Origin of the sequence: Dictyobacter arantiisoli, from assembly GCF_008326305.1 — a bacterium.
Classification (GTDB): Bacteria; Chloroflexota; Ktedonobacteria; order Ktedonobacterales; family Ktedonobacteraceae; genus Dictyobacter; species Dictyobacter arantiisoli.
Genome location: NZ_BIXY01000031.1, coordinates 41807 through 68388 on the forward strand (window position 1 = coordinate 41807; position 26582 = coordinate 68388).

At 52.1% G+C, this 26582-nt stretch carries 18 protein-coding genes, 2 tRNA genes and 2 pseudogenes; 16 read left to right on the forward strand and 6 right to left on the reverse strand.

From position 1 onward, the window contains the following. Positions 1 to 175 precede the first annotated feature (175 nt). Both ilvA and F1593_RS12020 read right to left on the reverse strand, forming a co-directional pair. Positions 176 to 1456 carry a threonine ammonia-lyase gene (gene ilvA, locus F1593_RS12015; protein ID WP_235932563.1) on the reverse strand — a complete coding sequence of 427 codons (1281 nt, stop codon included), beginning with the start codon at positions 1454 to 1456 and terminating at the stop codon, positions 176 to 178. Positions 1457 to 1487: 31 nt separating this feature from the next. Beyond that, positions 1488 to 1694: a hypothetical protein gene (locus F1593_RS12020; RefSeq protein ID WP_149401810.1), complete on the reverse strand. Its 207-nt coding sequence runs from the start codon at positions 1692 to 1694 to the stop codon at positions 1488 to 1490. 32 nt (positions 1695 to 1726) lie between these two features. On the opposite strand from F1593_RS12020, the gene F1593_RS12025 reads away from it, so the two are divergent. The 5 genes and pseudogenes from F1593_RS12025 (at position 1727) to F1593_RS12040 (ending at position 8255) form a co-directional block, all read left to right on the forward strand. Further along, positions 1727 to 3289 (forward strand): class I SAM-dependent DNA methyltransferase, encoded by a 1563-nt coding sequence (locus F1593_RS12025; RefSeq protein WP_149401811.1) that lies wholly within the window; start codon positions 1727 to 1729, stop codon positions 3287 to 3289. Position 3290: 1 nt separating this feature from the next. Continuing rightward, entirely contained in the window at positions 3291 to 4592 is a 1302-nt protein-coding gene (locus F1593_RS12030) for a restriction endonuclease subunit S (RefSeq protein ID WP_172632071.1), read from the forward strand. A 49-nt stretch (positions 4593 to 4641) separates the two neighbouring features. Then, positions 4642 to 6717: pseudogene (locus F1593_RS12035) on the forward strand (type I restriction endonuclease subunit R); the annotation flags it as partial. Between the two features lie 179 nt (positions 6718 to 6896). Further along, the gene (locus F1593_RS28965) at positions 6897 to 7817 is read left to right on the forward strand and encodes a type I restriction enzyme endonuclease domain-containing protein (RefSeq protein WP_235932564.1); all 921 of its coding nucleotides are present in this window, start codon (positions 6897 to 6899) and stop codon (positions 7815 to 7817) included. Positions 7818 to 7979: 162 nt separating this feature from the next. Then, positions 7980 to 8255 (forward strand): hypothetical protein, encoded by a 276-nt coding sequence (locus F1593_RS12040; protein WP_149401813.1) that lies wholly within the window; start codon positions 7980 to 7982, stop codon positions 8253 to 8255. 178 nt (positions 8256 to 8433) lie between these two features. On the opposite strand, the gene F1593_RS12045 is transcribed toward F1593_RS12040, so the two are convergent. Continuing rightward, positions 8434 to 9324, reverse strand: coding sequence for a class I SAM-dependent methyltransferase (locus tag F1593_RS12045; protein ID WP_149401814.1), 891 nt, complete (start codon positions 9322 to 9324; stop codon positions 8434 to 8436). Between the two features lie 395 nt (positions 9325 to 9719). Between F1593_RS12045 and F1593_RS12050 the strand changes: the two genes are divergently transcribed. From F1593_RS12050 to F1593_RS12065, 4 genes are all read left to right on the forward strand, one after another. Beyond that, on the forward strand, positions 9720 to 11189 hold the full coding sequence (locus tag F1593_RS12050) for a glycogen synthase (RefSeq protein WP_149401815.1): 1470 nt from the start codon (positions 9720 to 9722) through the stop codon (positions 11187 to 11189). Between the two features lie 264 nt (positions 11190 to 11453). Continuing rightward, positions 11454 to 12266 (forward strand): sigma factor-like helix-turn-helix DNA-binding protein, encoded by an 813-nt coding sequence (locus F1593_RS12055; RefSeq protein ID WP_149401816.1) that lies wholly within the window; start codon positions 11454 to 11456, stop codon positions 12264 to 12266. Positions 12267 to 12631: 365 nt separating this feature from the next. Continuing rightward, the gene (gene larC2 / locus F1593_RS12060; protein WP_149401817.1) at positions 12632 to 13840 is read left to right on the forward strand and encodes a nickel pincer cofactor biosynthesis protein LarC2; all 1209 of its coding nucleotides are present in this window, start codon (positions 12632 to 12634) and stop codon (positions 13838 to 13840) included. 147 nt (positions 13841 to 13987) lie between these two features. After that, entirely contained in the window at positions 13988 to 14524 is a 537-nt protein-coding gene (locus F1593_RS12065; RefSeq protein WP_235932565.1) for a DnaJ family domain-containing protein, read from the forward strand. 64 nt (positions 14525 to 14588) lie between these two features. Here the strand turns inward: F1593_RS12065 and F1593_RS12070 are convergent. Next, positions 14589 to 14660: transfer RNA gene (locus tag F1593_RS12070), tRNA-Thr, on the reverse strand. Between the two features lie 193 nt (positions 14661 to 14853). Here F1593_RS12070 and rdgB point away from each other — a divergent pair. The 4 genes from rdgB (at position 14854) to F1593_RS12090 (ending at position 21290) form a co-directional block, all read left to right on the forward strand. Beyond that, a complete protein-coding gene (rdgB, locus tag F1593_RS12075; protein ID WP_149401819.1) occupies positions 14854 to 15447 on the forward strand; it encodes an RdgB/HAM1 family non-canonical purine NTP pyrophosphatase in 594 nt (197 codons plus the stop codon). Between the two features lie 79 nt (positions 15448 to 15526). Then, positions 15527 to 18586, forward strand: coding sequence for an exonuclease domain-containing protein (locus F1593_RS12080; RefSeq protein ID WP_149401820.1), 3060 nt, complete (start codon positions 15527 to 15529; stop codon positions 18584 to 18586). A gap of 36 nt (positions 18587 to 18622) precedes the next feature. Beyond that, on the forward strand, positions 18623 to 20794 hold the full coding sequence (locus F1593_RS12085) for a molybdopterin-containing oxidoreductase family protein (RefSeq protein WP_149401821.1): 2172 nt from the start codon (positions 18623 to 18625) through the stop codon (positions 20792 to 20794). 139 nt (positions 20795 to 20933) lie between these two features. Beyond that, positions 20934 to 21290, forward strand: coding sequence for a hypothetical protein (locus F1593_RS12090; protein WP_149401822.1), 357 nt, complete (start codon positions 20934 to 20936; stop codon positions 21288 to 21290). Between the two features lie 3 nt (positions 21291 to 21293). Here the strand turns inward: F1593_RS12090 and F1593_RS12095 are convergent, their stop codons facing one another. Continuing rightward, positions 21294 to 22052 (reverse strand): PspA/IM30 family protein, encoded by a 759-nt coding sequence (locus F1593_RS12095; protein WP_149401823.1) that lies wholly within the window; start codon positions 22050 to 22052, stop codon positions 21294 to 21296. An 812-nt stretch (positions 22053 to 22864) separates the two neighbouring features. Here F1593_RS12095 and F1593_RS12100 point away from each other — a divergent pair. Continuing rightward, positions 22865 to 22940 (forward strand) — tRNA-Gly (locus F1593_RS12100). A 272-nt stretch (positions 22941 to 23212) separates the two neighbouring features. Here F1593_RS12100 and F1593_RS12105 read toward each other — a convergent pair. Next, positions 23213 to 24535: a spinster family MFS transporter gene (locus tag F1593_RS12105; RefSeq protein WP_149401824.1), complete on the reverse strand. Its 1323-nt coding sequence runs from the start codon at positions 24533 to 24535 to the stop codon at positions 23213 to 23215. A gap of 450 nt (positions 24536 to 24985) precedes the next feature. Between F1593_RS12105 and F1593_RS12110 the strand changes: the two genes are divergently transcribed. Beyond that, the gene (locus F1593_RS12110) at positions 24986 to 25327 is read left to right on the forward strand and encodes a GlsB/YeaQ/YmgE family stress response membrane protein (protein WP_149401825.1); all 342 of its coding nucleotides are present in this window, start codon (positions 24986 to 24988) and stop codon (positions 25325 to 25327) included. A gap of 307 nt (positions 25328 to 25634) precedes the next feature. Further along, positions 25635 to 26459: pseudogene (gene iscB / locus F1593_RS12115) on the forward strand (RNA-guided endonuclease IscB); the annotation flags it as partial. Positions 26460 to 26582 lie beyond the last annotated feature (123 nt).

The window sequence follows — 26582 nt, forward strand, 5'->3', positions numbered from 1 at the left end:
GTACGATCAACAGGAAGCGGGACTCACATGCGTTCGTGCCGCACCTACGCTCTTCTTCGTACCGACCATCTCGCTCATAGATCCAGAGAACGAGCATCATGATGGGGCGATATTGATTTCAAGTGTATGTAGCTACATACACTTGCCTGGCTTTTTCGTTCCTATCGGATCTTTTTCATTTTTGGAGGGCCTGGACTTCTTCGACGACGAAGCCTGCGGCGCGGAGGTTGCTCATGATGTCATCGCATTGGGCACGGTGGCGTGTTTCGAGCGTGATGATCGCTTCGTGCTGCATAAATTGGCGCTGCTTGGTGATCTGTTGGTAGCGCACGTCCAGGATATTGACACGCATGCCAGCGACCAGATTGAGTATCTGGGCCAATTCGCCGGGACGATCCATCAGGCTGACGCGGATACTCAAATAGCGGTTGGCTCCAATCAAGGCATGCTCGGTAATGCGACCGAGCAGATGGATATCCAGATTGCCGCCGGTCAGCGGGGCGAGGACTTTTTTACCCTGGATCTGTATCGAACCATTGAGGAGGGCCGCCACACCTGCCGCACCCGAACCTTCAACCAGGATTTTATGGCGCTCCATCAGCAGGAGAACGGCATTGATAATTTCTTCATCATCCACAACCACCACATCATCAACAAGTTTTTGGATCAGTGGAAAGGTCACTTTGCCTGGTTGCTTGATCGCGATTCCATCGGCGATAGTCGCCATAGCAGGCAGTTTTTGAATCTTGCCTGCTTTGAGCGAAGCATGCATGCTGGCCGCACCTTTGGCCTCTACCCCGATAACCTTGATCGAAGGTTTTAGCGCACGAGCGACGCTGGCAATACCCGCGATTAAGCCGCCACCGCCGATTGGAACTACAATCACCTCGGCTTCGGGTAGCTCGGTAAGCATCTCTAATCCCAATGTACCCTGACCGATCACCACATCCAGATCATCGAAGGCCGGAATATAGGTCGCGCCAAGTTCCTTTTGCAACTGACTGCAATGGTTAACCGCATCGTCGTAGGAAGCTCCGGAAAAGATCACGCGGGCACCATAGCTCTGTGTGGCAGTTACCTTGGTCAGCGGGGCATTCTCGGGCACCACAATCGTACAGGGAATACCATAGGAGGCAGCGGCTATCGCGACGCCCTGCGCATGATTGCCTGCCGAGGCCGTAATCACTCCTGCGCGGCGCTGCTCCTCAGTCAGGCGGGACATTTTATAGGTCGCGCCCCGGACCTTGAACGAGCCACCGCGCTGCATCTGCTCAAACTTCAAATAGATTTGCGCCCCCGTCTGCTCACTCAACGCCCGTGAATGCACCAGCGGCGTATGATCGATCAACGGCTCAAGATACTGCCTCGCCTGCCAGATCGCGGCAAACGGCACCTGCGCGGCACCGCTGTCTGCTGTCTCATCGATAGCGGACTCCTCATGATGGATGGATGACATAGATATACTCCTTGCGAAAAAAATAGCTATTTCATCCATCAGTAAAGCACATCCCGTCAAATGCTGCACGGCCATCTCGACCAAAATATGGAGAATGATGAGGAATCGGCGCATCTTCCATTATCTCTCGATGCCAGGGAAAGGGATACAGGGCTTGGGGGGGAATCGTACGAGGAACGGGCAAGCGCACCTCGGTTGCGACCTCGGCACGCACCTCGGTTGCGACCTCGGCACGCACCTACACTTCTCCATCATGATTCTCGTTGTTTTATGCCTGCAAATCATACTGAGTTAGAAAAGAAGCTCTGGTCTTCCGCTGATAGTTTGCGTGCGAACTCCAAGCTACGCTCCTCTGAATATTCAATACCTGTTTTGGGATTAATCTTTCTGCGTTTCGCTGATCATAAGTTCACTCTGGCACAACAGCAGCTTGTGCAGGAACAAGCTGCGTCACCACGTCGACGTGCGATTGAAAATCTGGACTATCAGGCGATAGGCGTGCTGCCTCTGCCTGATAAAGCGCGTTTCTCGACCCTGCTGGCGCTGCCTGAGAGCGAGGATATCGGCAAGGCTCTCAATGAGGCGATGAAGGCGATTGAGGCTGAAAATGATGAGCTTGCTGGCGTGCTGCCTAAAACCTATACGCGCCTGGAAAAGGATCTCTTGATTGCCTTGCTGAAGACCTTTTCGGGCATCCCGATGGATGTGGAGGGGGATTTCTTTGGGAAGGTGTATGAGTATTTCTTGAGTAAGTTTGCGATGACGGAAGGTCAACGCGGCGGGGAGTTCTTTACTCCTACTTCACTGGTAAAACTGATTGTAGAGGTGATCGAACCCTTTTATGGCCTGATTCTCGATCCTGCCTGCGGGTCCGGCGGCATGTTTGTGCAGAGCGCCCACTTTGTGGCCGAGCATCGCTTGAATCCCAGCACCGATATTTCGATCTATGGGCAGGAGAAGACCTCCGAGACGGTGCGCCTGTGCCGGATGAATCTGGCGGTCCATGGACTCTCAGGCGATATCAAGCAGACGAATACCTATTATGAGAATGCCCACAATTGCACGGGCCGCTTTGACTTTGTGATGGCGAATCCTCCCTTCAATGTCAATGGCGTGGATAAAGAGAAGGTCAAGGATGATAAGCGCTATACCTTTGGGATTCCACGCGTCGACAATGCCAACTATCTGTGGATTCAAGAGTTCTATACGGCCCTCAATGAGCGTGGCCGTGCGGGCTTTGTGATGGCAAACTCCGCCAGCGATGCCCGGGGTTCCGAGCAAGAGATCCGCGCCCAACTGCTGCAAAGCCAGGCCGTCGATGTCATGATCGCGATTGGATCGAACTTCTTCTATACCGTGACTCTGCCCTGCACCCTCTGGTTCTTTGACAAGCGCAAGCGCGACAGCGAGCGCCGCGACAAAGTCCTCTTCATCGACGCCCGCGCCATCTACCAGCAGATCGACCGTGCCCACCGCGAATTCACCCCTGAGCAGATCGAACGCCTCGGCAACATCGTGCGCCTCTATCGCAGAGAAGAGATCGCCAGCAGCCACGGCAGCCAATCTCAGATGCAGGAACTCTTTCCTGATGGTAGTTACAGAGACATCCCCGGCCTCTGCAAAGTCGCCACCCTCGCCGAAATCGAAGCCCAGGGCTGGAGCCTCAATCCTGGTCGCTACGTCGGCGTCGCCGACCGCGCCATCGAAGACTATGACTTCAAAGAAAAACTCGGCTCTCTTAATGAAGAGTTAGAGATCCTCAATGTCGAAGCTCATGGTCTCGAAATATCCATTAGTGAAAATATTGCAAAGTTGTTGGAAGGTGATAACTAGTATGGTTAAAAGTTGGGAGAAAATTATACTACGGGATGTTTGTGAAAAAATTAATTATGGCTTTACTGCAAGCTCAACAATGAAGCCAATTGGCCCAAAATTTCTCCGAATAACTGATATAGTTCCTGAATTGATAAATTGGAATGACGTTCCTTTTTGTTCTATAAGTGAACAGGAGGCAAAAAAATATCTTTTAGAAACTGGTGATATAGTTATTGCTCGTACTGGAGCTACCTCTGGTTATGCAAAACATATTAAAAGTCATCCCAGTGCTATTTTTGCTTCTTACTTGGTAAGATTGCGCATTAAGAAAGAACACGATAGCCAGTACATAGGTTTAATTGTAGAGTCTGGAGATTACAAACGTTTTATTCAAGCTAATCTTGGTGGCTCTGCTCAACCTCAGGCTAATGCACAAATATTGACTTCTTATCCTTTATCTCTTCCACCTCTGCGAATCCAGCACAAGATAGCCTCGATCCTTTCGGCGTACGATGATTTGATTGAGAACAACACGCGCCGTATAGCTATATTAGAGGAGATGGCGCAATCCTTGTACCAGGAATGGTTTGTGCATTACCGCTTTCCTGGGCACAAAAAGAATAAGCTGGTAGAATCCGAACTCGGCCTGATACCTGAAGGGTGGCAGTTACAGTTAATTGGAGATGTAGTAGAAGTTTTAGGCGGTGGAACCCCTTCTACTAAAAACCCTGAATATTGGCTTGATGGTGATATTATCTGGTTCTCACCTACTGATCTTACAGCAGCATCTAGTATGTTCATTAGTGACTCTGCTAAGAAAATTAATGCCCAAGGACTGCAAAAAAGCTCGGCCAGATTGTTTCCTGCTGGCTCAGTAATGATGACAAGTCGGGCGACGATTGGAGTTATTGCCATTAATACTCAACCTGCTTGTACTAACCAGGGTTTTATTACCTGTCTTCCAAATGAGTATATGTCTGCTTATCAATTGTATTTCTGGTTAGCTGAAAACAAAGAGAAAATTATTAGTCTGGCTTCAGGTTCCACTTTTAGAGAAATCAATAAAGCAACCTTTAGAGGTTTGCCTGTAGTTATTCCTGAGCAAAAAGTAAGCCAGCATTTTAATTCTATCGTTCAGCCATTATGTCAACAAATAGAAAATTTAATATTCAGGAATATTAACCTTCGCCGGACGCGTGACCTGTTGTTGCCGAAGTTGATAGCAGGAGAGTTGGATGTTGAGCATCTCTCTGTACCTTCTTCGGTTGAGGAGGGGCTTGAGGTGGCGGAAGAGCCGTTGGAGGCAGCGGTTTCTATGTAGCATCATTCTATTGATTTTCTTCGATGGTGTGTGAAAGGACTCATGCGGTATGAATGAGAATTCGGAGGATCGGCTGGTAGAGCGACCGTCGATAGCGTTGTTTGGTGAGTTGGGCTATCAGACGATCAATGCTTTTGGGGAGAAGTTGAGCCGAAAAGGATCGCCGGGGACGCTGGGACGCGAGACGACGAGTGAGGTGGTGCTGATCCCGCGCTTGCGTTCGGCCTTGCAGCGATTGAATCCGGGTCTCTCTGCCGCCGCGCTGGAGCAGGCTATCGAGGAGTTGACGCGGGCACGCTTCGATCTGACCCCGGTGCAGGCCAATCGGGAGATCTATCAGTTGTTCAAGCAGGGCGTGCCGGTGACGACGATCAATGATGAGGATGAGGAGGTACGGGAGTTAGTGCAGGTGTTCGATTGGCGCATCCCTTCGAGTAATGACTTTTTGCTGGTTTCGCAGTTGCGCATTTCGGGACAGCTCTATCATCGGCGCAGCGATCTGGTGGGCTTTGTGAATGGGCTGCCCCTGGTCTTCTGTGAGTTCAAGACCTCGCATCGGCGCGTTGAGGATGCCTATCATGGCAATCTGCGCGACTATAAAGATACGATCCCGCAACTCTTCTGGTATAACGCCATCATCATCCTTTCCAATGGCACCGAGAGCCGCATCGGCAGCGTGAGCGCGAGCTGGGAACATTTCTTTGAGTGGAAGAAGATCAGTAGCGAGGATGAGGAGGGGGTGATTTCGCTAGAAACGATGATCCGGGGCACCTGCGATCCCGCCCGTCTGCTCGATATCCTGGAGAACTTTACCCTCTTCAGCGATGCCAGTGGGCGTGTCAAGAAGATCATTGCCAAGAACCATCAATATCTGGGGGTCAACAACGCCCTGGAGGCGGTCAAGGATATCAAGCAGAATCAGGGACGGCTCGGTGTCTTCTGGCACACGCAGGGCAGCGGTAAGAGCCTCTCGATGGTCTTCTTCTCCGAGAAGGTGCGGCGCAGGATTAACGGTAACTGGACCTTTGTGATCATAACGGACCGCGAGGATCTGGATAATCAGATCTATAAGACCTTTGCCAGCGTGGGCGTGATCACCGAGGCTGAGGAGCAGGTGCGTGCCGAGAGTGGTGAGCATCTCAAGCAATTGCTGCGCGCCGATCACCGCACCATCTTTACCCTGATCCAGAAGTTCTATGCCGAGAAGGGCCAGGAGTATCCCGAACTCTCGCAGCGCGAGGATATCATCGTCATCACCGATGAGGCGCACCGCAGCCAGTATGACACGCTGGCCCGCAATATGCGCACCGCCCTCCCCAAAGCGGCCTTCCTGGGCTTCACAGGCACGCCCCTGATGATGGATGGTGAGGAGGAGACGCGCAGTGTCTTTGGTGACTATGTGAGCATCTACAACTTCCGTCAGTCGATAGAAGACGGCGTGACCGTCCCCCTCTACTACGAGAACCGCATTCCCGAACTCGAACTGGTCAACGCCACCTTCAATGAAGACATCGAGCAGGTCATCGAAGACGCCGGATTGGATGAGCAGCAGGAGAAGCGTTTGGAGCGGGAATTCGCCCGTGAATATCATCTCTTCACCAACGACGACCGCCTGGAAAAGATCGCCGAGGATATCGTGCAGCACTTTATGGGCCGGGCGCAGGCGGGCAAAGCCATGGTCGTCTCCATCGACAAGATGACCGCTGTGCGCATGTATGACAAGGTCCAGACGCACTGGTGGCGTTATCGGGATGATCTCCAGCAACAATTCTCCCGTTGCACGGATGAGATCCAGCGTCAGGCGCTCGCCGAGCAGATCGCCTCTATGGACGAGACCGATATGGCCGTCGTCGTCTCCCAGGGCCAGAACGAGATCGAAGACTTCAGAAAGAAGGGACTCAACATCCTGCCGCACCGCCAGCGCATGGTCAAAGGCGGCCTTGAGCAGAAATTCAAGGATGCCGAGAATCCCCTGCGTATCGTCTTCGTCTGTGCCATGTGGATGACCGGCTTCGACGTTCCCAGCCTCTCCACCATCTATCTTGACAAGCCGATGCGCAACCACACCCTGATGCAGACCATTGCGCGTGCCAACCGCGTCTTCCATGACAAAGTCAGCGGCCTGATCGTCGATTATGTCGGTGTCTTCCGCAATCTGCAAAAAGCCCTCGCCATCTACGGCTCTGGCAGCGGCGGCGGCATACAGGAAGGCGACACCCCTGTCCAGGATATCGACGAGCTGGTCGAAGAGCTCACGCAAGCCCTCGCCGAGCTTCTGGCCTTCTGCCACATGATCCACAGGCCATCGTCGGCACGCAAGGCTACCAGCGCCTCAAGCTCCTCAAAGACGCCCAGGACATCCTGGTCAGCAACGACGAGATTCAGCGCAAATTCATCGCCCAGAGTCGGCAGGCCATCAAACTCTACAAAGCTACCTTACCGCACACCGCCGCCAACCAATACGCCACCCTCATCGAAATCCTGGGAGTCCTGCTCGCCCGTATCAAGCTTGACAGCGGCAGCAGTGATATCAGCGCCGTCATGACCGAGATCGAAGAACTGGTCGGCAATTCTATCGCCACCCGCGAATACATCATCCACGAAGCCCGCAGCGAAGAGAGCCGCTATCTAGACCTCAGCCAGATCGACTTCGACGCCCTGCGTGCCCAGTTCGAGCAGGCCCATAAACACATCGAAGTCGAGAAACTGCGCAGTTCAATCACACGCAAGCTCAGCAGCATGGTCAAGCTCAACAAGAGCCGCACCAACTATCAAGAGAAATTCCAGCGCCTCATCGACGAATACAATACTGGCAGCTCCAACGTCGACATCCTCTTCCAGCAACTGCTCAGCTTTGTCAGTGACGAAATCAATCCTGAAGACCAGCGCCATCTTGCCGAACAGCTCAGCGAAGAAGAACTTGCCGTCTTTGACCTGCTCATTCGCCCCGATATTGAGCTCAACGATGAAGAAAAAGAGCAGATTAAAAAAATCACGCGCCAACTGCTGCACACGCTCAAAAAAGAAAAGATCGTCCTCGACTGGCGCAAAAAGCAACAGACGCGTGCCTCCGTGCAACAGACCGTCCGAAGGGTCCTTGAAACCCTGCCCACCAGTTACAGCGATAGCATCTACTATCAAGAATGCGACATCATCTACCAGCACATCTACGATTCTTACTATGGCCCCGGCCAAAGCATCTACAGCCAGGTCAATACCGCTTAAACAACGAGAAGCATGATGGAGAAATGTAGGTGCGTGCCGCCCTGGGTGGCAAAAGGAGCCAGGTTGCGATCTTGCCAGGGTTCCAACCGGACCCGCAAGCGCCTACTCACCTGCTGGAAGAGGGTCTGCATCCAGGGGACGGCCCGATGGAGGCGGTTGTAGATGGCCTTTTTCTCTGTTGCAGAAGAAGAGACACGTGATACAACCTTTCTGCCTGCGCTCAGGAGCCAGGATTTTGCCCAATTAGGTTATCAATTTATGGATTGCTGGCTACAATACTATGGTCCGCAGGTCTTGCAGAACAACGCAGGCCGCGAGGTCCTGGCTCAATCCCTGACGGAAGTGATACAGGATTTTGAATATAAAAACGCAACCTTAACCAATCTCGACAACGGCGGCATACTCTTCCGCTCAGGCTCTAATCCCTGGGGATCCTGACGATGAAGATGAATAAGTCGTGTTTGACTACTCTTCTTCGGGGAGTTCACTGGTCAGACCAAGATGCTGTGCAGCCTCCTCGCGGCTAAAGCGATATTCTTCGTTGCGACCACCAGTGCGATAGAGTTCTGGCACCTCGCTCCGTGTTGTGCCTGCGTTATTGTGTATATCGGTATTATTAGGATTGTTGGGCGATGGCGATATACATAGGCGCAAAGCAGTTGCGACTGTCCTGGGGATTGGCGAGTTCTGTCTTTGCTTTCGCGTACATCATATCGTAATCCTGGGCGGAGGCGATCTTCAGGGCAATAATGGGCTCGCGCACCGCTTCGAGGAGGGATAGGAGGTTGCGTGCGGTTAATTCGCCCGCCTGTCCCGCGTAGACGCCGACCGGGAAGTTGATCTCTTTGCGTGTGACATTGCTCAGACCGGCCTCCCTGAGGAATCTATCCAGCCGCTTACCGGCCTTCATATCGATACCTTTTCGACTGCCTAACTCCATCAGCCATGTCCACAGCGTCTCCAGTCCCACACCAGCATTGGCCACAGGTCCCGGTTCAGCCAGTTCGATCCAGGCGCCTGGCTTCATTACGCGACGCAGTTCATTGACGACCCGCTGAAAATCTGCCATCGGCAACGCTCCAAGTAAGAAGCGCATATGGATATAGTCGAAAATTTGATCCGTAAATGGTAGCCCTTTCAGGATATCGCGTTGCAGAAATAATACATTGCGGGGCCGCTGAGCCATATCCTGGGATGGTTTAATAATGTCCAGACCGACAATATCAGAGTCAGGGAACGTCTCGGCCATCTCTAGTGCCCAACGGCCAGTGCCGCAGCCGACATCTAGAATACGATTAGGGGATTGCAGGGGGGCAACATAGTTTTCGTGGAGCATATAGCGAAAAATATAATGTTGTAAATCCAGGCGATCAATCTCTTGATCATCTTTTGGAAGGAGATACGGTGCAGCCTTAATATAAGCGCGGTTTCCCTGCGTCACAAGCTGCTCGGATTGTTCTGTAGGTGGATGTGTGTGGCCCTTCCATAGCCACTGAAATAGTCCCATAGAGATGAACTCCTGCTGTATCCGGCCTCTACCTTCATCCTGGAATCAAAGGTGGCGGCATGAAGAATACCCGCCTCACTCGCAGCGTTATTCAACTGAAAGCAAGGTGCCATGAGCAAAACAAGGTCAAAATAAACTCTGGGATTCAATGTTTTCTGTATTGTTACTACTTTCTATATATTACCATACTAACCTCAAAAGGTACATCTATAATAGAGCACCATCAGAAAAATTGGATGTAATCCAGCACGCACTAGAGCTAAATTCTATCAGGGATAGATGCTAGAAAGTATCATAAATTTGTGTTTTATGAGTTTATGTAATCGGGTTGTCTTCCGTCTTACCAGTTACACATGCTATAATGGGGTACATTTCGTGAGTGGGAGGGAACTTGTATGCAGTCTGAACAACCTCTCAAGGTGCTGATCCTTGCGGCTGAAATTGAGCCGTTCGTGAAAGTCGGTGGCCTGGCTGAGATCGTTGGCGCGCTTCCTAAGGCCTTACAGGCTCTGGGCCATGACGTTCGCCTGGTGATGCCTCGTTATCGGCAGGTTGATACGAACCATTTTCAGTTGACAACGACCCTTGATACGATTTCGGTTCCGATGGGCAATTTTCAGGTTTCGGCTTGCGTACGACAGGCAGAAATCGGTAATCATATTCCCGTCTATATGATTGATGCTCCACGGTTCTTTGATCGCGAAAATATTTATGGCTATACAGATGATGGTGAACGGTTTATCTTGTTCTGCCGAGCTGCCTTAGAAGCTATGCGGGCATTGGATTGGTCACCTGATATTGTGCATTGTAATGATTGGCACACCGGTATTGTGCCCAATTGGTTGCATACTATCTATCGCGATGATGCGTTCTATTCCAATACGGCGTCGGTTTATACTATCCATAATCTGGCTTATCAAGGGATCTTTGGGTATCGACTGCTTGAGGTGGCAGGCGTGGCGGCGAATGGCTTCGTCTATCCTCAGATCGCGGAATTGGCGAATGTGGTGGATATTATGGGTCGCGGTATCCTGTTTGCGGATGCGGTGACGACGGTAAGCGAGCGCTACGCGCAAGAGATCCTGACGCCGACGTTTGGCGAGAAGCTGGATCATATGTTGCGTTCGCGCCGGGATCGTTTGTTTGGTATTCTCAATGGTGTGGATTATGTTACCAATAATCCGACCGAAAATAGCTTTATTCAGACGCCCTATGGGGCTGAGAGTCTGGACAAGCGTGCGGAGAATAAGGCGGCCTTACAGGAGCAGGCGCATCTGCCAGTGAGGTCTGAGGTACCAATGCTGGCGATGATTTCCCGTCTGGCGGATCAAAAAGGTTTCGATCTGTTAGCGCAAATCATTCACCCTTTGCTGGCGCAGGGGGTACAGTTTGTCCTGCTGGGCGTCGGCGACCAACATTATCATGAAATGTTCCAGAATCTGGCCGCGCGTTATCCCGAGCAGGTCGCTATCTTCCTGACCTTTAATACCGAACTGGCGCAGCGCATCTATGCGGGCGCTGATATGTTATTAATGCCGTCGCGCTTTGAGCCATGCGGCACCAATCAAATGTATGCTATGCACTATGGTTGTGTCCCCATCGTACGTCACGTCGGAGGATTGGCGGACACAGTACAGGAATATAATCCGCACAGTAGTGAAGGCAATGGTTTTGTCTTCAACAACTACGATCCCTGGGAATTCTTCGCAGCCATCGTACGTGCCCTGGCGCTTTATCCTTTCAAAGACATCTGGCGTTCATTGCAGTTACGAGGCATGGAGGCTGATCACTCCTGGCATTCCTCGGCCTTGCGCTACGTCGAAGTCTATCGCAACTCACTGGCATATCATCATACCGGAAAGTAAAACGCCCAGACCTATAAGCTGAGTGCATCATAAAAAACAGAGCCATGAGCTGGAAAAATGTCCTTTTCCAGCCCATGGCTCTTCTCTTTCACCTTTTAAAATTACCGTTTATGCCCATTGACGTGCCTGAACTTGCAAATTATAATCATATATAAATATAGAGTATTGGAGGCGTTGTTTCAGTATTCAAGGGAAGATGCTTCCATGCTATGTTTTTCTTTATTATAGCCATGGTATGTGATTTTAGGATGAGGGAGCGGTGTTATGAAAGATATAATACAGCAGCGTCATATGTATACACAGCTATTTAACAATCTTCCTGAGTATGGTTCCATTGAGTTCTGGCAGACCGTTGAACATGTAAACTTCCCCAATGAAGTTTTAGTACGTATCCTTCGTTCCATGCGAGCGGAGCAGGACGCGCAGGCAGCACAGAGCGAATACATTTGCCAGCGGCTGTCCACTCTAATTCTCACGCGTTTGCAGCCCCGTAATGAACGTTGGGCGGCAGGTGTATTCCCAAATTATACTGTGCTGGGCCGGGAAGAGTGCAGCAATTTGCGTCGCGATTTATGTGCAGATCTCAATGAAGCGATTTTAAAAGCAATCTACAATGCGCAGCGTCCTTCCTGGGAAGAACATTTTGTCAGTAGTCTCAAATATGAACGTCTCCATGTGCGCCATTCTTTTCTGATGCGTGAAGGGCACATGACTGTGGCGCGTGTTGCCCGGGGCCAGCGCATCCCGCGACACTTACTGACCAGTCTGGATCGCATGGTAAATGAGCAAGAAAGCCTGTACAATCCCTTTGAGATTGAGGATGAGAGTGCCCATGATCTGACGCGCTTTATCGATACCTGTTTTCTCGCCGAAAAGGTCCAATGCTTGCCGGAGCGTCTGCGTACTGTCGTTGCGCTCACCTTTTGGGGAGACAAGACCGAGCAAGAAATCGCGGAAGTATTAGGTGTTGCCACACGCACCGTGCATAACCGTTTGCAGGCCGCCATGCATCTGCTTTTCCAAATCGTCAGTAGCGACCCGGACTTTAACGACGAATGCATCTCGGGAAAATCATAACGCCTCACGGCTATTTCTTATAGCCTTGAAGGTGTGTACTTTGTAGTATTGCTGATTGACAGTGCTATACCATATCATATACATATATTCCCGAGAACCAGTAGGATACAGGGCTTGGGGGGCTTGGGAATCGTACGGTGAACGGGAAATTGAAGTGGTATTGTCCTTCACGGGCGGAGGGGCATTGCAATCTCGCCCCAAAGACGTGCCAGAGCAGGATGTAGGCTCTGAATACCGGGATTACGTTGTCGCACGGAAGGAGCAGGATCGGTTTCACTCCACCCGTGAAGGATGGCTGCTACATGGGTTGTCGGGTTCTTTCGTATTCGTATAGGTGGGACCTGATAAAGTAGGTGGTGTTTTTTATGATTGCATATGTGGATTGTTCTGCTGGCGTCACGGTTCCAGGGCTATTAGCGGCCCTGTTGCATCTTGATTCTGTGTTGTTGCCAGTGGATCAAGCCCTGGCAGCGGTCAAGCTTCTTCCTGTTGATATACACATCGAGGAGGTAACTTTCCGAGGGATATTGAGTAAGCGCCTGGCCTTCAATGGTCCTACGATTTCAGCGGCGCACGCGGTGGATGTGTGGCGTAAGGTAATTGAGTCAGCCGGGCTAAAAGAATCGGTTAAGGTTGCCGTATTGTCCTGCCTGACCTGTTTGTCTGAGGCCCAGAAGTCTCTTTCCCCCGGCACACCTTCCCTGGTGACGGAGGTTTCTGGTAGTCAACCTTCCACTCTTTCTCTTACTGTGCGCGATATGGCGGCCCTGGTAGGGATTGCGGCTGTTCTCAATGTCGCGCATATCGCGCAGTTCTCTGCTTCTGCCCTGCCCTTGACCAGCGGCAGTGTGCAGACAGCGGATGGTATTCAATCCATCCCTGCTCCGATCACGTTGGAGATCTTGCGCCGCACCAGAGCACTGTGGATGAATAGTTCGTTGACGGGTGAGCTGATTACGCCGCTGGCAGCTGCTTTACTGGCTACCTTTGCCCGCTTTGATGTGCCTGCCTTTGTCATGGAGCGCGTCGTCTATGGTATAGATGCATCCCTACCCGAGGGATGCGCGCCGCTACGAATCTGCTTTGGCGAGAGCCAGACGGTTATTCCTGCTACTGGAGCGGATATCGATTGGGTCACCGTCATCGAATCCCATCTCGATACTATGACAGGTGAGCTGCTGGGCGGCCTGATGGAGCGCCTGCTGACGGCTGGCGCACTCGATGTGACCTATACACCGATCCAGATGAAGAAGAATCGTCCCGCCACTCTACTAACGGTGATCTGTCCTCTGAAACTGGGTGAGCAATTGTCGCTGCTCCTCTTACGTGAAACCACCACACTCGGTGTACGCATCCAACAGATCCAGCGTCTGAAGGCGCAACGCGAGCAGATCTCAATTGAGACTCCCCTGGGAGCCATGCTGGTCAAGGTCAAGCGCCTCGGTGAGCAGGTGGTCAGTGTGGCCCCTGAATATGAAGAATGCCAGCGGATCGCTAAAGCTCATGCGCTGCCCCTTGCAGATGTCTATGAGGCTGCCCGCGCCGCCATCCGCATGGTTTATAATAGAGAGTAATACGCTTCGAGAATTCAGGTGAATAGCCCCTGAAGGATGGGATGACTGAGAAAAAGGATTTGCCTTTTTTTGTTTTCACGGATAAAGAGTGTTTTTCAGTGCAGAGAGAGTTTTTCAATGCTAGGAAGGAGTGGCACTTTGGATTTTGTGGATTGGCGTAAGCGAACAGATAAGCCATCATTGCAGGCGGAGGAGAAGCGGCAGGCGGCGGCCTTTCGTGGTCGGCGCATGGGTGATTATGTTGAGGAATTGATTCGCGCGGCTCAGGAGCGCGGCGAATTTGATCATCTGGCGGGCGCGGGAAAGCCCTTGAATCTGGAGCAGTATCAGGAGTGGGATGAGTTTAGTATGGCGCATCACTTGCTGAAGGGTAGTGGCTATGTTCCGGCGGAAATTGAGTTGCAGCGCCAGATCGACCGTGAGCTAGCTGAGGCCCAGGAGAAGCTTCAGCGTATCCTGGCCTGGCGACAACGCCTGTTGAACAGACGCTTTGTCTTGATCGATCATCAGAAGAGAGCTTATCTGACGGCCCTTGATCTGGCCGCCGTAGAATATGATGATGTCCTGCGCCGTATTAATAAAAGGATCTTAACTCTGAATCTATCGACCCCGGCACCTATGCATCGACCCATCATAAAAGTAGATGAACTGGTCACACAATTCCGTGAAGAAGCTGCTCTTTAAGCCCGGTCGGGCAGGCAGGTACAGGTATAAAAAGGCGGTAAAAAGAGGTTTTGGGCAACAAAAAAGCCGATGGTCGGAATTGAACCGACGACCGACGCTTTACGAAAGCGTTGCTCTACCCCTGAGCTACATCGGCGGGTATTATCTTGAGTCTCGTACACTGACTGGCAGGGTGCGCTTCTCTTAACACTGAGGATTATACCTATAAACCGGGACCGTGTCAAGCATTTTTCTACAAATATTTTAGGAGAATCTTCATCTCGACAATTCTCCTGCTGTATGATAGTATTAATGGCAATGTTTTGATCTCACCTAGTCTGGAGTCTTGTATGCGCGTCCTATTGGTTGCAACAACAAATCAGCATAAGTTGGAAGAATATCGAGCAATCTTCAAGGATTTACCCTATCAATTATGCTCGCTTACTGATCTTCATCTGGATTTCGATGTTGAGGAAACCGGCACGACCTTTCAGGAAAACGCAGAACTTAAAGCCCTGGCATACGCGCGTGCTGCGGGTGTACTCTCTCTCGCTGATGACTCTGGTATCGCAATCGATGCGCTCGGGGGTGCTCCCGGTGTGTATTCAGCTCGTTTCGCTGGCGTGGATACTCCCTATCCTGAGCGCTTTCGCATTCTCTATGATCAATTGCGTGATGTTCCACCCGTACAGCGGACCGCCCGTTTTCTGTGCGTAATTACCATCGCTGAGCCTTCCGGCTATCATCAGAGTGTTGAAGGGTCGATTGAAGGTCTGATTGCGGATGTTCCTCGTGGCGACAATGGGTTTGGCTATGACCCGATCTTCTTTGTTCCTGAATTAGGCATGACAACCGCTGAAATTTCACCCGAGCAAAAAAATCAAATCAGTCATCGTGGCCGGGCTGCTGTGAAAGCTCGTGCCTTGCTCGAAAACTGGCCTTGACCCCCTGTGTCTCCCGAGTGGTTGTGGGGATTTTGAATTTTTAAAGTAGTCGAGAGAGACGTGAGGAACAAATAAATCTATGGCGAAGAGATCTGCCATTCGTGTTGCCCTTGATCTAGAAACCACTGGCCTCCATCCTGAACAAGATGCCATTCTTGAGATTGCCGCGGTGAAGTTTCAGGGGTCTGAAATCATCGATACGTTTGAAACATTCGTATCCCCTGGCCGTTCCATTCCTTTTCGCGTGCAACGTTTGACCGGGATCAAGCCTGAACATGTCATTGGCGCTCCTCCTTTTTCAGCAGTGGCCCGTAAACTCCAGCATTTCCTGGGCGATTTTCCGATTGTCGGACATAGCATCCCTTTTGATGCTAGTTTCTTGCGTATGCGTGGCATCGCTCGCACAAACCCTCTGGTAGATACATTTGAGATGGCGACGGTCCTCTTGCCTTCACTGGTCAGCTACAACCTGGGTCAGGTAGCTTCCGCGCTGGGTGTACAGGTTCCCGCGGATCGACATCGCGCCATGGTAGATACCATCCTGGCTCAAGAGGTCTTTCTGGCCTTGCATCAGCGCCTTCAAGCGGTTGATCTGGATGTATTGAACGATCTGGCGAATCTGGATGCCCCTCGTTCCTGGCCTCTTCTCCATTTTTTTCGCCAGGAGTTGCGCGAACGGCAAGAGCAAGAGGGTGTGTTTGGCAAACTTTCACGTGGTAGCCTGGGTGATCGCTTTGCCGCACAATTAGGGATGGACCCACGCGTTCTCTCTTTCGCGGTCGGCGATCAGAAGAATAGTACTTCTATCGTTGAGGCGGATGAGGCTCCGACCCCTGTCATACCGGCACCGGTGCAAGAACGTATTCGTCTGGCTCAGGAGAATCGTACGGTTACGGCTGCTGTCAGTCAATCATTAGAGCAGCGGACGCCTCTCCTTCTGGAGGTCACGACGGGTGGGCATGATTATATTTCAGCCCTCTATCCAACCCTGGAGTGGCTGGTCAAGGAAAATGCTCGCACTCCTGAGCAGCCCAAAAGATTATTGATTGCGTGCGCGAATCAACAGAATGCACGCCTGCTGGTGAATACGCTCTTGCCGCAACTCCAGGCCAGTTTGCATTCTCATCTGTCGGTTGCTTATCTGGCCGAGCATGGCGGATATCTCTGTACGCATCGCTGGTTTGGAGCGGCAATGCGCCGTACTGGCGGCGAACTCTCAGCCGAGCAGGCGCGCGGTCTGGCAAAATTACGTTTATGGACGCATGAGACGTTGCGTGGTGAACGTAGTGAGCTGAATTTCCTGCAACAGGAAATGGCCGCCTGGGACCGCATCTCATCTGATTTTGAGCAGCGACGTTCAGTGGATAAGCGCTTTGAGGCGAACTATGATCGTTGTATGTATCGGCGCAAGGGCTACTGCTTTGTCAGTCAGGCCGAAGAGCGCGTGCAGGCAGCCCAGATTGTCGTCACAACCCATGCCGGTCTCCTGGATGATCTCTCGCTCTCATCGTCGCTCTTAGCTTCAATCGAGCAGCGTCTGATTCTGGATGCCGATATGATTGAAGAGGATAATATCCGTTGGGGTGGGGCTGAATTTGAGCCATCTCAACTGCTGAGCTTGCTGAATAGTATCGGGACCGAATTGCCGGATGGACGCTATCAGGGCCTGCTGGCTCTGGCCGCTCCGCTGTTACGTGAAAATGGTCCTGGCGGCTTATCCACGACGCCGACGGTGGCAAAATCTGAGTTAGATCCACGTCTACTGCACTGGTTCCAATGCCTGCGTCAGGCCCGTGGCGCGGTGGAAAAGCTCTTCCTGGCCTTTTTCAGTCTGGTTGAAGATTCGACGCAGCAGGCCAATGGACGCGAGAAGCCGCGTGGAGATGGGAATCATCGTGCTCCGACACGGGCCCATGAGCGGGCCGATCAGCCGATACGCATGAATAGCTCCATCCGCCATTTGAGTACCTGGACCGAAACTGAACAGGCGTGGCAACTGGCGCAGCAGCGTCTCCAGATGGTCGTTGATCTGGCAAATGAGGCCGAAAAGATGATTCTGGATGGACAAAAGAAGCGCCGTAAGCAGTCTCCCGGCAGCGGTGAGGATAGCTCAGTGGCCTTTGAACTGGTGACCGCCGCTTACCAACTAGCGGAAAAGCTGCATATGGTTGAGCAAGCGATCTCTTTGTCGGAGAATGGGACGGTGTATTGGCTGCGTATGCCTCCTCCCTCGGCTGTCGCGGCCCAGCAAGCAGGTGGAGCACGTCATGCGTCCACTTATCCTTTCGCCGAGCCGGTGCCGATTCTCTATTCCCAGATTGTGCATACCCCTGCGGTCTTGCGGCGTCTCTTGCTACAAGAGCAGACCAGTACGATCTTTGCGGGTGCGGCCCTCTCGGTGGATGGTTCGCTGGCGTTTGCGCGGCAACGTCTGGATCTTGAACAGGAATCGGTACAGGTTTGTTCTTCTGTGCCGGGACATCCCGATCAAACATTGATCTATCTGCCGGATGATGTTCCAGAGCCCAACTCGCCCCAATATCAGCGCCATCTGGATGAGGCATTGATCAATCTGGCAACCGCTCTGGATGGTCAGGTGGTGGCGCTCTTTACCTCGCATGCCGCTCTGCGCAGTACCTATACCGCGATTAAGCCAACGCTGGAGGCACGCAATATTCTGGTCCTGGGACAGGGGGCGGATGGGTCGCCGCGTCAATTGTGGCAGGTCTTTCAATCACAGGAGCGCGTGGTTATCCTGGGTACGGGGAGCTTCTGGGATAGTATGGATACGATCACACGGCCACCGGCCTGTCTCTTTATTGCACGCCTGCCAATGCCGGTGCTCAATGATCCTCCGATGGCGGCGCGCGCCGAGCAATATACCGATCAATTGCATCAATTGACTGTGCCGATGGCAACCTTGCGGGTACGCCGTGTGGTTGATCGCATCTTATGGGGCCAGGAGAAGCGTAACAGCGTGGTCCTGTTTGATCGCCGCGTGACAGCAAAGGAATATGGCTCAACCGTCCTGCATAGCCTGCCAGAGTGCTCAGAGCATCAGGGGGCCGCATCATTGATGCCGGATATGATTCTGGATTGGTTGACTGGCGAGGGTGCTCTTGCCGCCGAGAATGGCTGAGTATTGACTGCTGGTAATGGAAAGGATGGTAGGTTTATGTCACTGAATACGCCGATCAGGCAGGAGAAAGGACGCGATCTGCGCGTTGTCTATGGTGCGTGTCCCCACGATTGTCCCGATAATTGCGCACTGGAGACACAGGTAGATGAAAATGGACGTGCCGTCAGCGTACGTGGTCGCTCCAATCATCCCGTGACACGTGGATGGCTCTGCGCCAAGGTCAATCGCTATTTAGAGCGTGTCTATCATCCCGAACGTTTGCTCTATCCATTGCGTCGCACAGGTCCCAAGGGGAGTGGTCAATTTATCCGTATTTCATGGGATGAGGCGCTGGCGGAGATTGCGGAGCGCTGGCAGTCGATTTCAACTCTCTATGGTGCTGAAGGTATTTTACCCTATAGCTATGCCGGTACGCTGGGATTAGTACAGGGGGCGGTGACGGATTCACGGTTCTGGAATCGCCTGGGGGCCAGCCAGTTGATCCGCTCGATTTGTGGCTTTGCGGCCGAAGAGGCCGTTTCCCTGACCATCGGTGGGCGACTGGCCCCCGCGCCAGAGGATCTCGTGCATAGCAAGCTGATCCTGATCTGGGGGAGTAATCCCGCCAGTACGGCTCCCCATGTGATGCCATTTTTGCGTGAGGCACAACGCAACGGCTCACGTGTCATTGTGATTGATCCTATTCGTACCCTGACCGCACGTTCCGCCAATCAGCATATTCAGCCGTTGCCCGGTTCTGACGCTGCTCTGGCCCTCTCTATGATGTATGTGATGGTCAGCGAAGGCTTGCATGATGCCGCCTGGATCTCCGAGCATACTGTGGGTTGGGAGCAACTCCTACCGCGCATTATGCAATATCCTCCTGAGCGTGTGGCCAGGATTACGGGCCTGGCAGTTGAGACGATTGAGGCTCTGGCCCGTGAATATGCGACGACCAGACCTGCTGTGCTGCGTCTTTCAGATGGTATCAATCGCCATACCAATGGCGGCCAGACTGTGCGCACGCTGGCCTGCCTGCCCGCTATCGCAGGACACTATGGACATGTTGGCGACGGTTTGATGTATAGTACCAGTGACTGGTTGCGCTGGGATAAGCAGGCCGTAAGCCATAGCCAGGATGCGGCCTGTCCAACCGGGACACGCTCCTTGAATATGAATCGCCTGGGATCACTGCTGATGGGCGAAGCCGATCCCGCCATTCGTTCGCTCTATGTCTATAATGCGAATCCTGTGGCCTCGGCTCCCAACGCAGGCAAAGTCGTCGAGGGACTGCTGCGCGAGGATCTCTTTACCGTCGTGCACGATCTCTTTGAAACCGATACTGCGCGCTATGCGGATATTATCCTTCCTGCGACCAGCCAGCTTGAGCAGGTGGATCTCCACAAGCCCTATGGACATCTCTCCCTGCAATATAACGCGCCCGCGATTGCGCCACTGGGTGAGGCGCGCAGCAACTGGGATGTCATGCGCGCTCTGTCTGCGGCCATGCATTTTGATGAGCCCTGGCTCCAGAGCGATGCCGAAGAGGTGATCCGTGAGATCTTTGCTGCCAGCGCTACCACGCAATCCACCCTGGATGGCTTAAGCGTTGATCGCTTGCAGGCCGAGGGTTCTCTGCCCCTTTCCATTCCGGCTGAAGCCCGTGTACCTTTTGCTGAAGGCATCTTTGGGACGCCCTCGGGCAAGGCCGAGCTGTTTTCAGAGACAGCGGCTGCCAAAGGCTATGATCCCCTTCCCGGCTGGGTTCCAGAGGTAGAGGCCAGACCGGAGCCGACACGTCCCGCCTTGAAAGATGAGCCTTTGCCCCTCCTGTGTCCGGCGGCCCATCACTTTATCAGCTCAACCTTTGCCAACCAGCAAACTCTGATCTCCAAGGAGCGCACGCCTACCTTGCGTATTCATCCCGAAGATGCGCAGGTGCGCGGCATTCGCTGCGGACAACTGGTACGCGTGAGCAATGAACGTGGCTGGTGCCGTTTAGTCGCGGATATCTCGGAAGATGTGCGTCCAGGGGTGCTGGCGACCACCACTGTCTGGTGGCCGAAGTTCAGTCCAGATCAACGCAACGTCAACTGGACCACCTCGGATCGACTGGCGGACTTCAATGGTGGTAGTACATTTTATACCAATCTGGTCACAGTCAGTAGTGAAGATGTCGATGCCAGTGCCAGTGAGCAGCAGGTGGGGGTCTTTGTCGCAGAGGCATAGCAGGCGGCCTGACGGGATCAAACAAGCGCTTTATCAGCACATGCCGGTCCATACTTTTTATTTGACGGGGTTTATGCTCTATGTTACCATACCATTAAGCGGATTTTTTTAAGTCTGTTATTTATGAGGGAGGTGTAACATGAACTTATATGAGCAGTTATTAGTGGTGAGGGAAAGACTCGAAGGTATCGGGGCCCATGATGATAGTATGGACCAGGTTGAAAAACTATTGAAGAAGGCAGAGGCTGCCAAACACGATAACACGAGTATTTCTCAGGTCCAGGTGTTGCGTCACATGTTGCGTATGCCCGAGACAGTTGACAACTACAACGTGTATAACGATCTACAGGAGCTGATCAGCGAGCGCGATGAAATAGAAATCGCAGCCCGAGAAGATGCCGCTCCTGCCGCTTACGTAGATACCGAGCGTCGTCCCAAGCCAAAGTCTTATTATAAAGATAAGGCACGCAAAGAGAAAGAGCAGAAAAAGGGCTAGCTACTATTCAGTAACTGGCCCATTAATTTGCTTTTGTTGCGCATCTGAACCGCCGAGCTGCAATTGCTGTTTCATGGCTTGCAATTGTGCCTCGACATTCTGCTCGGCGGTAATTTGCTGCAACTCATGGTCAAGTGTATCGCCACTTCCGCTCCCGAGCAGGCCCTGATCAGCCAGACCACCCTGTTCGATCAGCGCATCCATTGCATTGGCACGCGCCTGCATATTGAGCACCTTATCCTGTGCGCGCTGCATTGCCATATTCATCTCAGACATCTCCTGAGAGATCCCTGTCAGAGATTCATTGATCTTCACCTGAGCCTGTGCCGCACCATACTGAGCCTTCACCATCTCCTTCTGGGTACGGAACGTCTCTACACGGGCCGAGACATTGCGCTCCATCGTAATCAGTTTCTCTTCCTGATTCTTCAGCTGGGCGATTTGCTGCTCATAGCTATTCAACTGCATTACCAGCGTCTCCTTGCGCTGCAAAGCCAGGCGGGCGAGATCCTCGCGGTTGGCATGCAGTGCCTGCTGAGCCTGGTAATCCAGTGTGCGAGCCTTCTCTTGTAGTTGGGACTGCTGAAGCTCCAGGCGTTTCTCTTGCGTCACCACATCCGCGATTGAGCGTTTTAGATTTTGCAATTGTTCCAACTGCTTGCCATACGAATAATCCATCACCTGCCCGAGATTTTCGGCCTTATCGAGTGCTGAATTCGCACGAATATTAAACCAGGTAGCGATACGAGAAAAGAGCCCCATAAATCCTCCTGTTACAAATGAAATAGAACCTGCTTCACAACCATTCACTGTAACTATTTACGCCCTGAGAAGAAAAGCGTTGCTTTTTATTCATAATCATACCATAATGAGCTGCATTTTTTTCTAAGCGCCATCACCGCTCATTGAGAGAAAGAAAGCAGTCTCTATCTAACTCAAACGCAATCCAGCCCCTTCTAACAAGTAGCAACCACCCTTCACGGGCAATGCCTACATCTTCCATCATCTCTCGATCCCAGGGAAATGGATACAGGGCTTCGGGGCTTGGGAATCGTACGATTCACGGGAAAGCGGTTGCGACCTCGGCCACCTACTCCAACAAAGGAGGTGGAATGGGGGAGCGATCCATCCGTAGCAGCCACCCTTCACGGGTGGAGGGGGATTGCCATCTTGCTCCGAAGCCGCAGCTGAGCAGGCGGGAAGGAGAACCAGGGGCGTGAGGATCGTTTCCCTCCACCCGTGAAGGGTGGCTGCTACTACGGATGGCGCCACCCGAAGAGGTCGTGCGACCCCTGGAACGCTTTCATGCACGCCAGGATCAGGACGCAAACTCCGTCAGCAGAGAGCAAGCTCTTGCTTCACGCTCATTTGTTGGATTAGGTGGGCCTCGGCACGCACCTCCATTTCTCCATCATGATTCTCGTTATTGAAGCGGTATTGCCTGTGAGGGGTGGTTGCTACGCGTGGGGCCTGTTGCTGGCTCATTTCAGATGATATTGGATGACATAAAACTGTGAAAAAAGCCTTGACAATAGGGAGTGGATCGGTTATACTTAGAAGGTCAAATCAAAGATGCGGGTTTGGTGTAGTGGCTAACATGCAACTTTCCCAAAGTTGAGATCACGGGTTCGATCCCCGTAACCCGCTCCATAAAATAAGAAGCGCTCATTGCGAGCGCTTTTTTTGTGCCATGCATGACCATGCATCGGATCTCTCTGCTGACTCGCCAGAGGGTCAACCTCGCTTTGGGCTGCAGGATCAGTAATGTGTTATGGCCTATTTCCGGCTGTTATCTTTTTCTGCCAGGCTGGCTTGCTTTGAGCATTCTCGCTGTTCTCAAGAGGTATAGTGGCATTCTTCTCTTTTGCAATATCAAATGTTATAGGTACAGCAACACGAAGAATGCCTTTATTATACCACAATTAATGCATTTGATGGTGTATATGCTGCATGTCTTTTGCGACGGTTTTGATGCCAATCAGGCAGATGAGGCCAGCGAGAAAGAGACAGGTGGGCCCGGTGATTGTTAAGGCGAAGCCGAGTGAGTGGGTTTTGTCGCTGATAGCCCCGATAATGAGAGGGGATGAAGCATCACCCAGCAGATGTCCCAGGAGCAATGCCAGTCCTACCGCGGTTGAGCGGATGTCGGGCGGTGTGACGTCCTGCAGGATGGCCTGAATGGGTCCCAGACAGAGGCTTAAGCAGATGATTGCCATCAGAAAGACGGTAATAAAGGCGGGTAAGGTGTGCATAGAGAGGGCCAGCCAGGTCATGGGGGCTCCGATCAGAAATGCGGCAGCGGTGACGATCATACGTCCCTGAGATATACGGCGTTGCAAGCGATCCCCCAGCCAGCCACCGATCAGTGTCCCGACGATACTTCCGCCCGCCAGTACTCCGCCGGAGACCATACCCGCACGTGCGATGGTGAGCGCGAAATCCCGATGCAAGAAGGTGGGGATCCAGGAAAGGGCGGCTCCGGTGATAAAGAAGCTGCAAATAAAGGCCGCGACCAGTACCCAGTAAGTTGGTGTTTTAAGGAGTCGGCGGACGACCTGCAGGATATCACCACCAATACTGCCATGGGCGCTGGCTGCTGCATCTGAGGCATCACCTTCGCCATTGTCAAAGGCACCCCGTTTTGGCTCAATCGAGCGCCAGATGAAGAAGGCCGCCAACAGGCCAGGGAGTCCCACGATATAGAAGACCCAGCGCCAGCCAAATGCCTGGGCCACCACACCACCAAGGATCAATCCAACCGCTGTTCCGATCAGATTGCCTGTTGACCAGATTGAGAGCATCAGGCCGCGCCGCTCTTTGGGAAAAGAATCTCCAATCATTGAGACCGAGGCAGGAGCATAACCAGCTTCTCCAATCCCCAGGACCGAGCGTGTCAGAAAGAGCTGAATGAAATTCTGGGTCAAGCCGCTGATCGTGGTGGCGATACTCCAGACAGTGACACAGATGGCTATGATATTCTTGCGAATCCCTCTATCGGCCCAGACACCAATTGGCAGTGTTGCCAGACCATAGATAAAGAGGAATGAGGAATTGAGCAGGCCGAGTTCTATATCTGACAGGTGAAAATCTGCCTGAATGAGTGTTTGCACTGAGGAGAGGATTGAGCGGTCAACATAATTGAGAATATTAATAATAAGTAGAATGGTAAATGCCAGACGTGCCTGTGAAGGTGTTGGTAATGCCGTCTGCTTCTTTTCATGCGTAGACGAAGTGGCAGTTTTCATGAATAAACAATTTCCTTCTCTCTTTTATTTTATGATAGCGTTGTTCTAGTCACAGGTAACGCTAGATAGTCATATGAGCGAGTATGTTATTGATGGCGTGCTCTTTTATCTTATGGGATAGCACGATTGTTTGTTTGGGCCATTACCCTTCAAAAAACTCTACGTAGTAAGGGTAGCTTTCGTTGTACATTGTACAATGTTCTGCCAAAGATAACTTCATCCATAGTTCTTCTAGTTCTCTCTACGTAGATAGGTGAAGTTTTTGGCAGGTCATTCGTTTCTTTTGCGTTTTTCGAAACTTTATGGTAGGGTTATTACGTATAGATAGTGACGTGTATATCTATTGCCAGACACACAAACGCGATCCTCATTTATTTGTCAGATATTGACAGAAAACTGGAATTTTACATTTCTTAATGGAATGCTCAAGGCTGTAAAGGAGATACAAAGATGACTATCGCTGACGGAGTCTCCCTCTCAATTGGTAATCATGTGTGGTCAATTGGTCTGAATGTGATTCTGTATATTATTATTGCCGCAATTGTGGGCGTTGTTGCTGAATCCATCGTCGGATGGAGGGTACCATTTGGTATTATTGGGGCCGTCATAGTGGGCGCGATTGGTGCCTGGCTGATGACTAATGTGATTATCATCAGTGGTGTTGGTGATATCAACCTCTGGGGCGTGCCAGTGATCCGTGCTCTGATCGGCTCAATCATTCTGATCGCCGTCTGGCATCTGCTGACCGGTGGTCTTAATGGGCGTCGCCGTCGCCGCTACCGCTCCGCTTAAATCCGATCGGGAACGCGCTGCTCACTCACATCAGAGCAAAGAGAGAAAGGGTCGAACCCTCGTAGCGCATGACAGGTCAGGAACCCCACGGCTAAAGCCGGGGGCTTGCTCTGGTAAGCCCACACCTGACCAGTCTTAGTCTTCATTGACTCCGTTCGGGAAGAAATAGGTACGGCAGGGTGCATGCCAGCCCTGCCCGCTACGGCAACGGGTTAAACAGTTGTACAGGGTTAAGGCAGTGCCTGTTGCGTGAAACCTTCCCGAACATTGACGAGGCAAACATTACCCTAGCAATAGGAGGCTCAACTTGAGCAACGTTTTCGTGATTGACAGTTTTTATCAGCCATTGAACCCGGTGCATCCAGCGCGCGCCCGCTTGCTCTTGAAGCAAGGCAAAGCATCAGTTTATCGGATGTACCCTTTTACCGTGATCCTGAAACGCGTCGTAGCGCAACCAGAAGTCAAACCTTTGCGCATCAAGCTTGATCCTGGCAGCCGTACCACGGGGATTGCCATTGTGAACGATGCATCAGGGGAGGTGGTCTTTGCCGCAGAACTCACCCATCGGGGGCAAGCAATAAAGGCCGCGCTGGATGATCGTCGAGCAGTGAGACGTTCCCGTCGCCAGCGAAAAACTCGCTACAGAAAAGCACGTTGGTCCAACCGGAAGCGCAAACAGGGCTGGCTGCCACCATCCTTGGAGAGTCGCATCGCCAATGTGCTGACCTGGGTGAAGCGTCTCTCCCGGTCTTGTCCTCTCACGGCGATCAGTATGGAGTTGGTCAAATTTGATCTGCAACAGATGGAGAACCCAGAAGTGAGTGGCGTGGAATACCAGCAGGGCACGCTGGCTGGCTATGAGGTGCGTGGCTACTTGTTAGAGAAGTGGAACCGCACCTGTGCCTATTGTGGTGCGAAGGAGACGCCATTGCAGATCGAACATATCCATCCCCGCGCCAAAGGAGGAACGAACCGCATCACAAACTTGTGTCTGGCTTGCGAGCAGTGCAACACCGCCAAAGGCACGCTGGACATCGCCGTGTTCTTGCAAAAGAAACCAGAGGTGTTGAAGCGTATCCAGGCTCAGGCAAAAGCGCCACTCAAGGATGCTATCGCTGTGAACACGTCACGGTGGCTGCGATTCGTTTGATCCAAAACCGTGAAAACGGGGGAGGAACAGCAGCAGGATATATACCCTGCTGACAACTGATAGTTCGATGATGGGCGAAATTCCCATCCCTCTAGGTGAAAAGAG